Below are 14,543 nucleotides of genomic sequence, written 5' to 3' on the forward strand. Positions count from 1 at the left end.
TGAAGTACTACGCATTCGGTGCGACCCGCCGGGCGTTGGCCGTTTTACGCAACAGATTAACCCCCAGCGCCAGCAGGAATATCACGGCCTGAATCAGGACGATTGCCGGACCGGTCGCCGCATCAATATAAAAACTGATAAAGGTGCCGGAAACGGCCGCGATAAGTGACGCCGTCACGGAAACCATCAGCATTTTAGGCAAGGTTTTGCACAACAAAAAGGCCGTGATCCCGGGTGTGATCAGCATCGCGACCACCAGCACCACACCCACTGCCTGAAGCGCGGCAACAATGGTCAGCGCCAGCATGCACAGCAACGCATAATGATAGAAACGCACGGGCAGACCGATCACTTTTGCCTGCACAGGATCGAAGCAGAACAGCATCAGATCTTTGAATTTGAGGATAATCAGCATCGTCACCACGGCAGCAATAATCAGCGTTTGCAGCATTTCACCGTCCGTCACGCCAAGCACATTACCAAACAGTATATGGCTGAGATGTTGCTCCGTATTGACCCGCGAGAACAGCACCAGACCGGCAGCAAACATCCCGGAGAAAACAATCCCCATTACCGAATCTTCTTTTACGCGGCAATGTTCTTTAATGAACCCCGTGGCAACAGCGCAAAACAGGCCTGAACCAAATGCCCCTATCACCAGCGGGATCCCCGCCAGATACGCCAGTACCACGCCGGGCAGCACCGCGTGCGAAATCGCATCCCCCATCAGCGACCAGCCTTTGAGCACCAGAAAACAGGAGAAAATCGCGCAGACTATGCTGGTCGCCATTGCCGTCACTAACGCCCGCTGCATGAAGCCGAAACTTACCGGCTCCATCAACACATCCATCCAGGCCATCATGCGCGGCTCCGGCGTTTAATTAGCAACAGGTTCACCAGCCACCCATGTTTCGGCGCGAACAGAAACGCCAGCAGGAAAACGGTCGTTTGCAGGCAGACAATCACCCCGCCAGTTGCACCATCGAGATAGTAGCTGAGCCACGCACCGGCAGCGCTGGTGACTGCACCGATAATCACCGAAATGATCAGCACACGGGAGAACCGGTCAGAGAGCAAATACGCCGTCGCACCGGGCGTGATAACCATCGCGATCACCAAAATCGCACCGACAGTTTGTAATGCCGCCACGCTGCAAGCGCTGAAAATGGTGAAAAAAATAATTTTTAGCTTCAGGGGGGAAAGGCCCACTGACACGGCGTGTGCTTCGTCAAAAAATACCGCCAGCAGGTCGCGCCAGACAGCACAAAGCACCAGCATGGAAATGCCGACAATAATCTGCACCTGCAAGATATCCGCATCATCAATGCCTAAAATATTGCCAAAGAGAATCGACTGTACGTTGACCGAGGTTGGATTCAGCGACACCAGCAACAGGCCAAGGGCGAAAAACGTAGAGAATACAAAACCAATGATCGCGTCTTCACGCAGTTTGGTGAAGTGGCGCAAAAGCGTCATGGAAAAAGCCGCCAGAATGCCGGTCCCGAAGGCGCCGATGGCATACGGAAACCCCAGTGCATAAGCCCCCGCCACTCCCGGAACCACCGAATGCGACAGCGCATCGCCCATCAGCGACCAGCCCTTAAGCATCAGATACGCAGACAAAAATGCACACACTGCGCCAACCCCGGCACTGACCCAGATGGCTTTTACCATGTAATTGTACTGAAACGGCTCCAGCAGAAGGTCTGTCATTGTACTAACCTGACCGGCTGCGTTTCTTTTGGCAGCAGATAGCCGATGTTGCGCAGTGCGCCGCCGAAAGTGTTTTCGAGATTCTGATGGGTGAACGTGGTTTCCAGCGCGCCAGACGCGATCACCGTTCGGTTGATCAGCACCACGCGGTCACAAAAATCAGGCACGCTGGCGATGTTGTGCGTGGAAACCAAAATCAGATGCCCCTCTTCGCGCAACTGCCGCAGCAATTCGATAATGGCATTTTCCGTTTTGATATCAACGCCGGTAAAAGGCTCGTCGAGTAACATGACACGCCCCTGCTGCGCCAGCGCCCGCGCCAGAAAGACGCGCTTTTTCTGCCCGCCGGACAGTTCTCCGATCTGACGGTGTGCCAGCCCGCTCAGCCCGACGCGCGCCAGCGCAGAAGCGACCTGTTTTTTATCCTCCTGCGAGGGAATACGCAGAAACGACATTTTTCCATAACGCCCCATCATCACCACATCGCGCACCAGCACCGGAAAGTTCCAGTCCACCTCTTCGGATTGCGGTACATACGCGATAAGATTTTTTTTCAGCGCTTTTGCTACGTTCAGACCATCGAGCGTCACGCTGCCCTGAGTCGGGCGGATAATCCCCATAATGGTTTTAAACAGCGTGGATTTCCCGCTGCCATTGACACCCAGCAACGCGCAAATCGAGCCACCGCGCAGCGTAAACGATGCGTTCTGAATTGCGGTATGACCGTTGTTGTAGGTCACTGAAATATCATCAACGTTGAGATGAAGCTGCGAGTCATTCATTGCCCGAACCCCTGAGCGATAGTGCCCACAGTCACTTTCAGCAAATCGATGTACGTCGGCACCGGCCCGTTTTCGGCTGAAAGCGAATCGACGTACAGCACACCGCCATACTTCGCCCCGGTCTCCTTGCTGACCTGTTTTGCCGGTTTGTCTGAAATCGTGCTCTCACTGAACACCACCGGAATATTTTGCTGACGAACCCGATCGATGACTTTTTTTACCTGCTGCGGTGTGCCTTGTTCTTCCGCGTTGATCGGCCACAGATAAGCCTCTTTAAAGCCATAATCTTTCGCCAGATAGCTGAATGCCCCTTCGCTGGTTACCAGCCAGCGCTGCTCTGCCGGGATTTTTGCCAGGCGTGCGCGCAGCGGCGCATCAAGCTGGCTGATTTTTTCGGCGTAATTTTTGGCATTACGGTCGTAAGTTGCGGCGTTTTGAGGATCGTACTTCACCAGCGCTGCACGGATATTCTCGACATAAACCCGGGCATTTTGAGCCGACATCCACGCATGCGGATTCGGGTTCCCGAGATACGGCCCTTCCTGAATCGGCAGCGGCGTGATGCCCTCGGTCACCGTCACTGATGGCACATTTTTGATGTTCGCAAAGAAACGCCCGAACCAGCGCTCAAGATTGAAACCGTTCCACAGGATCAGATCCGCCGACTGCGTTTTGACGATATCACGCGGCGTTGGCTGGTAATCGTGGATCTCCGCGCCGGGTTTAGTGATCGACTCCACCGTGGCGGCGTCACCGGCAACGTTCTGCGCGATATCCTGTATCACCGTAAACGTGGTGACGACTTTAAACTTTTTTCTTTCTTTCTCCGCCGCCTGCGCGTTGCCGCCAATCATCGCCACAATCATGCCGATCAGCATCAGCCGCAGGCGAAACGGTGAAAGACTGAGCAGTTGCAAAATACTTTGTTTCTTAAAACTCTGACCTCTTTCCATGAAATCTCCCCTATGACTCTGAGTATCAACCGGCGGTTTATTATTCAGGTATAGCACAGGCTATACTCCATAGCCAAGGCAAAGTTTTCAGAAATTGGTAGATGTGTGCACTTGGTTTACAATGCGTGGGTTGCCGTGGTGAGCGCGGCTGCGGTGGGAAACCGTTGAGCAAGAAAGAGGCAAGCGCAGTGAAAGATAAAAAAATAAATCCATTGCTGGATGTGGAAGAACACGCTCAGGGTTTTTTACAGGTGCGCGAGGCGCATCGCCGGGAATTAATGGACGATTACGTCGAGCTGATTTCAGACTTAATCCACGAATTTGGGGAAGCGCGCCAGGTCGATTTAGCGGCGCGTTTGGGCGTTTCCCAGCCTACCGTTGCGAAAACGCTGAAACGGCTGGCCAATGCCGGGCTGGTACATCAGTTACCTTACCGCGGAACATTTCTGACACCGGAAGGTGAAAAGCTTGCGGCAGAAAACCGCGAACGCCATAACGTGGTTGAAGCGTTTTTCATCGCACTCGGCATCAGTGCAGAAACGGCGCGCCTTGACGCAGAAGGCGTTGAGCACCACGTCAGTGATGAAACCCTGGAGGCGTTCCGGCGTTTTACTGCAAGCCGTCAATAACGCCGGGATCAACTATTCGTCTTAATTTTACGCCCGGAGTAATTTTGACAAAACCGGGCGCACAGCGCTAAAAAACCTCATCACAAACCTCAACGTAAACAAACGTTTTCCCCTGAATTTTTTGGTCACAATTGCTGCCACTGTCTTGTCATATTCCCCCTGATCTGCCCTCAACCTTTTATCGCCTTTGCGCGTATCTTTATCCTCAGGAGTGGTGGCTTTTATGCCGCTCCGTGCATCCGGTCAATATGCTTTGCTCGAGGTAGTTATGAAAAGGCTGTTGTTGTTGATGCTCACCGCTGGCGTTTTGATGTCAGCCAGTTCAGCATCTTTTGCCGACGGTTATTACAGACATGGGTATTACGGCCACGGATATTATCGTGGCTGGTATGGCGGTCCGCGTGTTGTCGTCGGCATTCCCTGGGGGCCACCCCCTCCTCCGGTTTATTACGGGCCACCGCCTGTTGTTTACGTTACACCTGCGCAACCGCAGACCTACGTAGAGAAAACCCCTGATTATGCTTATTACTGCCAGAATCCTGCGGGATACTATCCGCATGTGCAGCGCTGTCCGCGTGGCTGGATGAAAGTGGTAGTGGGCGATTCCGCTCCACGTTAACAGGCAAGCACCTCATGAACAGGTTCACCCCGCTGGCGGTTATCGCCCTGGCAGCAGCCCTTTCCGGCTGCGTTTCACCGCCCACCCGGCCAGATGTGATGGTCTTGCCGGGCACAGGAAAGGATTATCAGCAATTCAGAATGGATGAGATGTCGTGTCGCAATGACGCCTACAACAGTGTCAACGGTGGAGCCCAGACGGCCAATAATACTGCCGTCAATACGGCGGCGGCGGGTACGGTCGTCGGGGCTGCCGCGGGTGCACTGATTGGTGCCGCCTCCCACCAGGCGGGGCCGGGTGCGCTGGTCGGTGCGGGCAGTGGTTTACTGATCGGCAGCGCAATGGGCAGTAACAGCGCCGGTGCCAGCAGCGGTGACCTGCAGGATCAATACGACACGGTTTATACCCAATGCATGTACGCCAAAGGCAATAAAGTGCCGGTAGATGCCCGTTACAGTGACAACGCCTATCCACAGGCACAGTCGCAGGTTCCACCGGATTATTATCCGCAACAGCCGGGAAACGGTGACGTACCGCCGGATTACACGCCTTAACATGCAATAAAAAAGCTGCCCGTTTATGTGGCAGCTTTTCCGTTAATCCCGGCTTATCCCCCGTTAAGCAAAAGGGGCACGGCCGTTGAGCACATCGTCAATGACGTTCAGCACACCGTCTTCCCTGTTGGAAGGTGCAATATATTTCGCCGCTGATTTGGCGGGTGCGGAAGCGTTTTCCATCGCAAAGCCGTAGCCCGCATAGCTGAGCATTTCCAGATCATTACCGCTGTCGCCGAACGCCAGGACTTCTTCATCGCGAATGTCGTAAATTTGCTGAATTTTGCGCAATCCGCTGGCTTTATGATTACCGGTAATGATCAAATCCACCGAACCGTGTCCGCTGGTCACCGGCGCAACGATGCCACCAATTTGTGTCGTGATTTCACCCATCAGCGGATACACGTCATCTTCAACATAGCTGAGTGCGAATTTAAAGATCGTGTCGCTGATTTGCGCATAATCCTGCACTTTGGCCAGACGATGGTAATAACGACGCATCCGGCTGATAAACGCTTCATCTGTGCCTTCCAGCACATAGGCACCGTTTCTGCCGCAGACAATCGTGTTGATACCCGGTGTACGGCTGATCCAGCCCAGTACCTGCGCGACCTGCTCCGGCTCGAGTTTTCCGCAGTAAATCTCCTTCTTCTTATCCACCACGTAGCCGCCACCTTCCGCCACGTAGGCAATCTGCTCGTCGATGTCATCAAAGAAAGATTTCAACTGGTAATACTGATTACCGCTCGCGACAACGAACTTAATATTGCGTTGCACCAGTTGCTGATATTGCTCGCGAAAACGCGCTTTATTGTATTCGCCATGCGGATTGAGGAACGTGCCATCCATGTCCACGGCAATAAGTTTTACGGCCATTACAGCTCCTTACAGGGTCGGATTTTAATCAGAAAAAGTAAAAGAAGGCTGACGGGGTTCAGGCGCCAGCTGGCAAATTTGCCACTCAGTTATAAATCATTGGCCTTTGAAGGCAATCAATACTTCAGCTTACAGGCGCCAAACGTGATGACTAAAAACGCGGCGGCGACCCCGCCGAATGCCACATAAAGGCTGGTAAGATGGGCGATAAAGCCGATCAGCGCAGGGCCGCCAAGCACGCCGAGATACCCGAGCGTGGCGACCAGCGCAACAGACATGTTCACCGGCATGACTTTCTCCTGGCCCGCGAGCGTAATCAGCACCGGCACGATGTTTGCGGCACCGATCCCGACCAAAGCGAAGCCGCACAACGGCAGGATCCAGCCTGGCAGCAATACCACCATCAGATATCCGGCAATACCCAGTATCCCGCCGATAATCAGAATGCGTTTACGCCCCAGCGCACTGACAATCGCATCCCCCGTCAGACGCATCAGCGACATCGCAACGGCAAACACGGCAAATCCCCAGCCCGCATGTTCCAGTGAAAGCCCCCGTTCCCCGGTGAGGAATACACCGCCCCAGTCGAGTACCGCGCCTTCCGCCATAAAGCAGATCATTGCCATCACGGCCATCAGCACCAACCGGAAGTTCGGCCTGGCTTTGGGTTTTCCCTCAGCGCCGCCCTCTTCATGTACGCCAAAGGGCAGCAACCCGCGTAAGGAATAAACCGTCCCCGCGGCGACCAGCGCTACCGCACAAAGGGTGGTGCCCGGCGGCGTGATACCTGCACTCAGCAGCAACGAACCCCCGCCCGCCCCGGCGATACCGCCAACGCTCCACAGGCAATGAAAGCCGGACATCAGCGGTTTATCTGCCGCCTGCTCGACCAGCGTACCCTGCACGTTCACAGCAACATCGGCCAGCCCAATCCCCATTCCGAAAATAAACAGACTCACCGCCAGCAGCCAGATGTCACTCAATGTTGCCAGCAACGGCAGCATCAGGCAGTACACAATCACAGCGGCAATAATGACCGCCCGGCAACCGAACCGGCCAATGATCCGCCCGGAGCCGAGCATGGAGAGCAACGAACCCGCACCCAGGCACAACAATAATAGCCCGAGAGTACCGGCTTCAGATTGCGTGCGCAGCTGCGCATAAGGCACCAGCGCCCCCCAAAGCCCCATCGCCGTTCCGGTGACAAAAAACATCATCCGTGTGGCAACCCGTTTAGCCGGTGCACCGACCCACGCAGAGGTATTTTCTACTTCAGATGAAAATGACAAGGCTTTCTCCTGCTCGGTGTAATTTACTTATTAAAAGACTTTTAATAAGTAAACAGTATAGGGGCTGGCAAAGAATAAAGTCAATGTGCGGGAACGCTAAGCGCCGAAAACGACGTGCAGATTATAGTTGCTCAGGGTCAGTTCAGTGATGCCTTGCAGGTAATCCTGACGCATCGACGGGCGGTAAATAAGGGCTGGCATATGTTGTTCGGGGATGAACGGGAGACAACGTGCTGTGATCTCAGCCAGCATCGTGTTACTGATTTTCGTGCCGGAAAGCGCGACGGTGACCGGGTTAATAATGGCGGCCAGCGAGACGATGACTTTCGCCATTTCATCCGCCACCGGCAGTGTATTCATCCCCGCGTACGGCAGGTTGGAAACTTCCCCCGCAAACTGGGTTGCGCCCTGCAATACCTGGCCATTAATCACCATGCCGCATCCAAGACAAGGGGCCTCGGGTTTAAAAATGTAAGCCACCGGCGCGGTGACGCCTGCGCAGCTGCTGCGATAAAAACCGTACGCGGTATAGTTCATATCGTTATCGGCTTGCACGTAAATACCAAAGCGATCCCGCAATTGTTGCTCAACAGGCACACCGGCAAACGCGCTGATATCGCAGGTCGCCACGGAACCTTTCACCACCACACCCGGCAAACCGACGCCCAGCGCTTTAATGTTCGGGTAATCCGCCAGCAGGCCGCCGATATGCTGATAAAAAGCCTCCAGCGTGGACGGTAAAAACCGCACTTCTCCCTGCGCCAGGCTCTTGCCCGTTGCCGAATTCACCGACCAGATAATTTGTGCTGCGCTGTCGCTACCCTGTGCATACAGGCTCAGCAACGAAAAGTAATCCGGGTTGTACGCATACCGCTGCGCGGGCCTTCCGCCGCGAGATTCCTCCCGCTCCAGCGCCAGCACCTCGCCGCTCAGGCTCAGCTCATTGAGCACCGCGCCGCAGGTGGCGATACTCAGCCCTGTTGCATTCGCTAAATCCGCCTTCGTCGCCGAACCCAATGATTTCAATGCATTAGTGACGAGCACCACATTATTGATCTTCATTTCACGGGTTGTACGGTTTAAAGGAGTGATCATGTTGCCTCGGAGATACAGAAAAGAATGGCAGTAATTTAACACAAAGCCGGGGAACAGACTTTTATCCGTTCACAGAGAAAAAGCAGCAAGGAGGTGATAATGGTCTATTGCATTCCTTCCCTTTTCGCAGACGCAGGCGAAGCCATTCAGCCGAAAGCCTGCTTCAGCCGGTCAATAAACAGGCGGGTTTTAAAATTGACATGTTTTGATGTCGGCGTAATCGCGTGCAATGGCAGCGATGCACCGGTATAGGCGGCTAAAACCGGCACCAGACGGCCCCCGGCCAGAGATTTTGCAAAAACAAAATCAGGGCCGTACACAATACCCGAGCCACATAATGCCACTTCCAGCATGACTGCCGTATTATTAGCCATAAAACGACAACGGGTCTCCACCGTAACCGCCTTGCCGTCATCGCTGGTAAAATGCCAGGGCTCAGCCGTGACTGCGCCAATATAGCCCAGCAACTGGTGCGATTGTAAATCAGCCGGCGTTTGCGGAATGCCCGCACTCTTCAGATACTCCGGCGAGGCGCATGCCATCAGCCGGTAGTCTCTGATTTTGCGCGCCACCAGATCTGAATCGGGCAGATTTCCGATCCTGACAGCAAGATCCACCCCTTCTTCTACCAGATCGACAAAACGATCCTGCAAATGTAATGCAACCTCAACCTGGGGAAACTCTGCCATGAACCGCGCAACCACAGGGCCCAGATACATTGATCCGAAAGTGGTGGGCGCCGCAATTCTCAGGGTGCCGCGCGGCGTGGCCTGTAAATCCGCGGCCTCAGCATTTGCCTGCTCCAGCGTTTCCAGAATGTGTTTGCTGCGGGCAAAATAAGCTGCCCCTGCGTCAGTCAGGCTTAAACGATGCGTCGTGCGCTCGATCAGCCTGACCGAGAGTGATTTTTCCAGGGCAGAAAGATAGCGGCCAGCCATAACGGCGGAAAGGCCGAAGCGTCTGCCGGCCGCCGCGATACTGCCTTCTTCAATGGCCGACACAAATACAGACAAGCTCATAAAACGATCCACAGCGCCTCACCCTCTATGTACTTATGGTTTACACCATACAGATAAATTAGCATATTCCATACTTTCACGATCCTCTGGAAAATATCTGCACGGCGCTCGCTTACAGACGCGCCTTCACAGAGAGCAAATCATGAAAATTTTAAGCAACGGCAATAATCTGAACGTGACAGACACGCAAAAAGGCGAAACCGCACTGGTCTTCCTGCACTTCTGGGGTGGGTCTTCGCAGACATGGGATCCGGTTGTGGCGTTATTACGTGACACATTCCGCTGTATTGCCATTGATGCCCGTGGTGCCGGTGAATCAGAAGCTCCTGATGAAGGCTACCGGACACAAGACCATGCTGACGATGTTCTCAATGTTATTACGGCTCTCGGGCTGACCCGTTACATTCTTGTCGGGCATTCAATGGGAGGCAAAGCAGCGCAACTGCTGGCCAGCAGACAACCGGAGGGGCTGGCAGGCCTGGTGCTTGTTGCTTCTTCTCCGTTGTCCCCGATGAATTTTACTGCCACACAGCGCGGGCAGATGAAAAGCACCTACGCCAGCCGCGAGGCCGTTATCTGGACGCTGGAGAATGTTCTCACGGGTAGTGCGGTTTCAGAACACAATCGTGAGCAGCTGATCACCGATGCGTTGCGTCTGAGCCCTCAGGCAACGGCCGGATGGATTGATACCGGGATGCAGGAAGACCTTCGCGATAAAGCCGCACAAATCAACGTACCGGTGGTCATCATTGCCGGAGAACTTGACCGCGTTGACCCCGTAGCCGTTGTGAAAGCGCACATCATCGCCAGCTACCCTTTAGCAGATGTCTATTTTCTGGAAAATAAAGGGCATCTGTTACCCGTTGAAGCGCCACAACAGATTGCAGATATCATAACCACACATAAAACTCGCAAAACGACCGCAAAATCCTGCGTTACGGTTAATGATTGCTAACAACAGACTCTTCCGAGTTCCCTGCAGGAGCGTTCATCTCTCCTGCATGATCAGGTATATTGATAGCCAGATCACAAAAATCCCTTAAAGGAAGACGCCGTACTATGAGTTATCGTTTCCCCCTGGCCGCCGTTGCGGCCGTTTTTGCGCTGACAGGTTGCGCAAAAACGAATACAACTGCACCCGCTACGGCTTTTGACCTCGGTTCAACACGGCTGACCGTAGCCCACGTTCAGACGAAAACCGACGATGGCACAAAAATTTATGTCACCATTGATGGCAAAGATGCCGGTGCGCTGGGGATAGGCGAGGATCTCGAGGTGCAGCTTCCCGAGGGGAAACATAAAGTCGGTGGTTATGCCCGTTCACTGATTGGGCGCGTGACCATTTCGCCGGTCGATGTGACAACATCGCGTAACGATATCAGCCATGTGGCCTATTCTGTTGCGAATCTCAAACCGACATTCCAGGTTCGTGCGCCAACCCCGGTCCCGAAACCTAAGTCAGAATCGATGCCGTTAGACCCAATTCCGGCTTTGCCAAAGCAAATTGAAACCGAAGCTCCGGCAACGGACGGGCAAACCCAGGCGGCAACACCCGCTGCGTCTGCGACATCAACAACCGCAACACCGGCAACGGCAGCGCCTGCCACGACGTCGACGACAACATCAACACCAGCGACGACAACTACACCGGCCACTCCGGCAGCACCAGCAACAGCGCCGGCCACAGCAACACAGACTGAAAGCACTACCCCCCCGGCAACGCAGACCAGTACACAATCCGTGCCGGTCACCGTTTTACAGTCACAGACCGATACTACGACGTCATCGCCTCAGGCCGCAAACATCACCGAGCTTCAGGATCCGCAGAGCTAATCAGCCCGATCTCCCCGCACGTCCCGTTTCCGGATTATTTCAGCCAGAAACGGGACGTCTGCTTTTAGAATTTCACAACGGCACCCAGCTCAATCACCCTGTTGGGTGGAATATGGTAATGCTCGGGCGCGCGTAATGAGTTTCGCTGTAATATCTGAAATAACTTGCCACGTGCCTTCAGATACCACGGGCGCGGATCGCCGAGAATAAAGGTGTCCCGCGACATAAAGAACGACGTTTCGTTCATGGTACATTTCAGCCCTTCCAGCCCGCAGCGATAAAGGATATCGGTCACATTCGGCTTTTCCCGCCAGCCATAACTGGCTATCACCCGCCAGAAACTGGGCGAAAGCTGCTCAATGGTTACCCGCCGCACGTTGTGTACATACGGCACATCCTCTGTCGCCACCGTCAGCAGCACCACACGTTCATGCAAGATTTTGTTGTGCTTGAGGTTGTGCAGCAACACCAGCGGCACTTCGTATTGCCCGCGCGACATCACCACCGCAGTACCCGGCACGCGTTTGGGTGGCGCTTTTTCCAGCGAAGCAATCAGGGATTCCAGCGCTTCAGGATCTTGCCGCAGACGGCGCAGCAGGCGGTTTCGTTCCGTTTTCCAGGTCAGCATGATCACCAGAATCACCAAACCAATTGCCACCGGCAGCCAGCCGCCGGAGAACAGTTTGGTCAGGTTGGCCGCAAATAACGGCACGTCGATCAACATCATTACCGTCATCAGCAGCCCGCCAGCCCAGGTATTCCATCCCCAATTTTTAACCATCACAATGCCAATCAGCAGCGAGGTAATGACCATGGTTCCTGTCACGACAATCCCATAGGCCGACGCCAGATTACTGGAGTGTTTGAAACTGAGGATGGCGATCAGTACCGCGAAATACAGCAACCAGTTAACGACCGGGATGTAAATCTGCCCCGATTCCTCATCTGAGGTATAGATGATGCGCATCGGCGGCAGATATCCCAGCCGCACGGCCTGGCGGGTCAGCGAGAATACGCCGGAGATCACCGCCTGCGAGGCGATAACGGTCGCCAGCGTTGCCAGGATCAGCAGAGGGATCAGCGCCCAGCCGGGTGCCAGCAGGAAAAACGGGTTCGCGATTGCATCGGGTTTACTCAGCAGCAACGCCCCTTGCCCGAAATAATTCATCACCAGCGACGGTCCGACCAGAATAAACCAGGCAATGCGGATCGGTTTTTTACCAAAGTGCCCCATATCGGCGTACAGCGCCTCGCCGCCGGTGACTGACAGCACCACCATTCCGAGAGCAAAAAACGATACCGTTTTGAATTCCACAAAGAAATGCAGCGCCCAGTATGGGTTCAGCGCGTGTAAAACGTCAGGGTTACGCACGATGCCGCCAATGCCCAACGCGCCGATGGTGACAAACCACAACACCATGACGGGCGCGAAGATTTTCCCCACGCTGCCGGTGCCGTTTTTCTGAATAAAAAACAGCAGCGTCAGCACCGCAATTGAGAATGGAATGATGAAACGATCGAGCGAAGGTTCGATAATCTCCAGCCCTTCAATGGCAGAAAGTACCGAAATCGCTGGCGTGATCACGCCGTCACCATAAAAGAAGCTGCCCCCCACCAGCCCGAGAAACATGATAATGGGGATCCATCGCGGGTTGAGATTACGGATAGCCAGCGACATCAGGGTCAGAATACCGCCTTCGCCGTCACTGTCGGCACGCATCACGAAACTGATGTATTTGACCGACACCACCAGCATCAGCAGCCAGAAAATAAGTGATAAAAAGCCAAAAAGGGAACCGGGTGTCACGGTAATGCCCGCCTGTCCGGTCAGACATTCACGCAGGGTATACAACGGGCTGGTACCGATATCGCCATACACGACACCGATACAAGCCACAGTCACAGTAAGCAGCGATGATTTATTTTTTGTATGCTTCATGAGTGGCTTCACTAAGTCTCGGAGTAACATTTGTCACTCCATTTAGAGAGTATAGCCGCTACATTTGTTCAATTTCATTAACAAGTTATTATCTTTTACTGCCACCGGATTCGGTGCACTGAAGCGAACAGGAGCATGAATAAAACGGGCGACATGATGCCGCCCTGAAGGGGTTAGCCTGCCTGAAGGGTCTGGCGTTTATCCGCTGATTCCTGACCCAGTTCGATCAGTTCCATCACCGCAATAGCGTCGGCGGCGGGCACCGGGTTTTCCCCTTTGCCGTTAATTGCGTCGCGGATACCAGCGTAATAAGCCGGATAATTCCCCGGCAGCGTCGGGTAAACAGATTCCGTCATGGTGTCGCCTTCGGCCAGGGTCAGGACACCGTCACGCGCGTCGAACCCCCAGTTTTCACAAGGCGGGCGGGCTCCGGCTTTCAGGTTATCTTCCTGAGGATCCAGCCCGAACTTTACGTAGCTTCCGCGCGTACCGTGCACCTGGAATCGTGCAGATTCTGCCGCCACCAGCATGCTGCCATGCAGCACGACACGGCGCTGCGGATAAGTCAGCACTGCATGAAAATAATCCGTGGTCTGTGCGTTTGGCCGCAACTGTGCCATATCAACATTAATTGCTACCGGTACGCCAAACAGTTGCAACGCCTGGTCGAGAATATGCGGGCCAAGGTCAAACCAAATGCCACTCCCTGCCCCTTTCATTTCACGCCAGCGCTGACGCACTTCCGGGCGGAAACGGTCAAAGTGAGATTCCACGTAACTCACTTCACCCAGCGTGCCGTCTGCCAGCAGTTTTTTGAGCGTCAGGAAATCACTGTCCCAGCGGCGGTTATGGAACACGGAAAGTAACAGCCCTTTCTCTTTTGCCAGTGCATCAAGCTCCTTTGCCTGAGCCAGCGTCACGGTAAAGGGTTTATCGACAACAACATGTTTACCCGCATTCAGCGCCGCTCTGGCCAGCGGGAAATGGGTGTCATTAGGGGTCGGGATCACAATCAGGTCTAACGTCGGGTCATCAAACAGGGCTTGCGGATCAGCAACCACCTGCATTGCCGGCCAGTCAGCGTGAACTTTGGCGGCATCACTGCTTGAGACCGCCGCTAACACCATTTCTGAAGTCCCTGTAATCAGCGGGGCATGAAACGTTTTGCTGGCGAAACCATATCCGACCAGCCCGACACGAATTTTTTCACTCATCATCGATCCTCTGTTTGCCTTACCTTTT

At 54.2% G+C, this 14,543-nt stretch carries 15 protein-coding genes; 5 read left to right on the forward strand and 10 right to left on the reverse strand.

Annotation, left to right across the window (positions count from 1 at the left end):
- Positions 1 to 7: 7 nt before the first annotated feature.
- From CWS43_RS15400 to CWS43_RS15415, 4 genes are read right to left on the reverse strand one after another with little or no spacing between them, the layout of a single operon-like run.
- Positions 8 to 862, reverse strand: coding sequence for a metal ABC transporter permease (locus CWS43_RS15400; RefSeq protein WP_101077907.1), 855 nt, complete (start codon positions 860 to 862; stop codon positions 8 to 10).
- Entirely contained in the window at positions 859 to 1,713 is an 855-nt protein-coding gene (locus tag CWS43_RS15405; RefSeq protein ID WP_101077908.1) for a metal ABC transporter permease, read from the reverse strand. Before CWS43_RS15405 ends, CWS43_RS15400 begins: the two co-directional genes overlap by 4 nt.
- A complete protein-coding gene (locus CWS43_RS15410; RefSeq protein WP_101077909.1) occupies positions 1,710 to 2,495 on the reverse strand; it encodes an ATP-binding cassette domain-containing protein in 786 nt (261 codons plus the stop codon). Before CWS43_RS15410 ends, CWS43_RS15405 begins: the two co-directional genes overlap by 4 nt.
- Positions 2,492 to 3,448, reverse strand: coding sequence for a metal ABC transporter substrate-binding protein (locus CWS43_RS15415; protein WP_101077910.1), 957 nt, complete (start codon positions 3,446 to 3,448; stop codon positions 2,492 to 2,494). The genes CWS43_RS15410 and CWS43_RS15415 overlap by 4 nt, the downstream gene beginning before the upstream one ends.
- Positions 3,449 to 3,636: 188 nt before the next feature.
- On the opposite strand from CWS43_RS15415, the gene mntR reads away from it, so the two are divergent.
- The 3 genes from mntR (at position 3,637) to CWS43_RS15430 (ending at position 5,250) form a co-directional block, all read left to right on the forward strand.
- Positions 3,637 to 4,077, forward strand: coding sequence for a manganese-binding transcriptional regulator MntR (mntR, locus tag CWS43_RS15420; RefSeq protein ID WP_101078214.1), 441 nt, complete (start codon positions 3,637 to 3,639; stop codon positions 4,075 to 4,077).
- 268 nt (positions 4,078 to 4,345) lie between these two features.
- A complete protein-coding gene (locus CWS43_RS15425; protein ID WP_101078215.1) occupies positions 4,346 to 4,696 on the forward strand; it encodes a hypothetical protein in 351 nt (116 codons plus the stop codon).
- 14 nt (positions 4,697 to 4,710) lie between these two features.
- Entirely contained in the window at positions 4,711 to 5,250 is a 540-nt protein-coding gene (locus CWS43_RS15430) for a glycine zipper family protein (RefSeq protein ID WP_101077911.1), read from the forward strand.
- A 63-nt stretch (positions 5,251 to 5,313) separates the two neighbouring features.
- Here the strand turns inward: CWS43_RS15430 and CWS43_RS15435 are convergent, their stop codons facing one another.
- From CWS43_RS15435 to CWS43_RS15450, 4 genes are all read right to left on the reverse strand, one after another.
- Positions 5,314 to 6,126 carry a Cof-type HAD-IIB family hydrolase gene (locus tag CWS43_RS15435; protein WP_101077912.1) on the reverse strand — a complete coding sequence of 271 codons (813 nt, stop codon included), beginning with the start codon at positions 6,124 to 6,126 and terminating at the stop codon, positions 5,314 to 5,316.
- A gap of 116 nt (positions 6,127 to 6,242) precedes the next feature.
- Positions 6,243 to 7,415, reverse strand: a complete 1,173-nt coding sequence (locus CWS43_RS15440; RefSeq protein WP_101077913.1) for an MFS transporter — start codon at positions 7,413 to 7,415, stop codon at positions 6,243 to 6,245.
- Between the two features lie 96 nt (positions 7,416 to 7,511).
- Positions 7,512 to 8,510: an ROK family protein gene (locus tag CWS43_RS15445; protein ID WP_101077914.1), complete on the reverse strand. Its 999-nt coding sequence runs from the start codon at positions 8,508 to 8,510 to the stop codon at positions 7,512 to 7,514.
- A gap of 146 nt (positions 8,511 to 8,656) precedes the next feature.
- On the reverse strand, positions 8,657 to 9,529 hold the full coding sequence (locus tag CWS43_RS15450; RefSeq protein WP_232776996.1) for a LysR family transcriptional regulator: 873 nt from the start codon (positions 9,527 to 9,529) through the stop codon (positions 8,657 to 8,659).
- 142 nt (positions 9,530 to 9,671) lie between these two features.
- Here CWS43_RS15450 and CWS43_RS15455 point away from each other — a divergent pair, with 142 nt between their 5' ends.
- Together CWS43_RS15455 and CWS43_RS15460 are read left to right on the forward strand one after the other, a co-directional pair.
- A complete protein-coding gene (locus tag CWS43_RS15455) occupies positions 9,672 to 10,484 on the forward strand; it encodes an alpha/beta fold hydrolase (RefSeq protein WP_101077916.1) in 813 nt (270 codons plus the stop codon).
- A 104-nt stretch (positions 10,485 to 10,588) separates the two neighbouring features.
- A complete protein-coding gene (locus tag CWS43_RS15460) occupies positions 10,589 to 11,362 on the forward strand; it encodes a hypothetical protein (protein WP_101077917.1) in 774 nt (257 codons plus the stop codon).
- Positions 11,363 to 11,426: 64 nt separating this feature from the next.
- Here CWS43_RS15460 and kup read toward each other — a convergent pair whose 3' ends face one another.
- Together kup and CWS43_RS15470 are read right to left on the reverse strand one after the other, a co-directional pair.
- Positions 11,427 to 13,301, reverse strand: a complete 1,875-nt coding sequence (kup, locus tag CWS43_RS15465; protein WP_101077918.1) for a low affinity potassium transporter Kup — start codon at positions 13,299 to 13,301, stop codon at positions 11,427 to 11,429.
- Between the two features lie 173 nt (positions 13,302 to 13,474).
- Positions 13,475 to 14,515: an oxidoreductase gene (locus CWS43_RS15470; protein ID WP_101077919.1), complete on the reverse strand. Its 1,041-nt coding sequence runs from the start codon at positions 14,513 to 14,515 to the stop codon at positions 13,475 to 13,477.
- Positions 14,516 to 14,543 lie beyond the last annotated feature (28 nt).

Origin of the sequence: Rahnella sp. AA (genome assembly GCF_002834385.1) — a bacterium.
Taxonomy (GTDB): Bacteria; Pseudomonadota; Gammaproteobacteria; order Enterobacterales; family Enterobacteriaceae; genus Rahnella.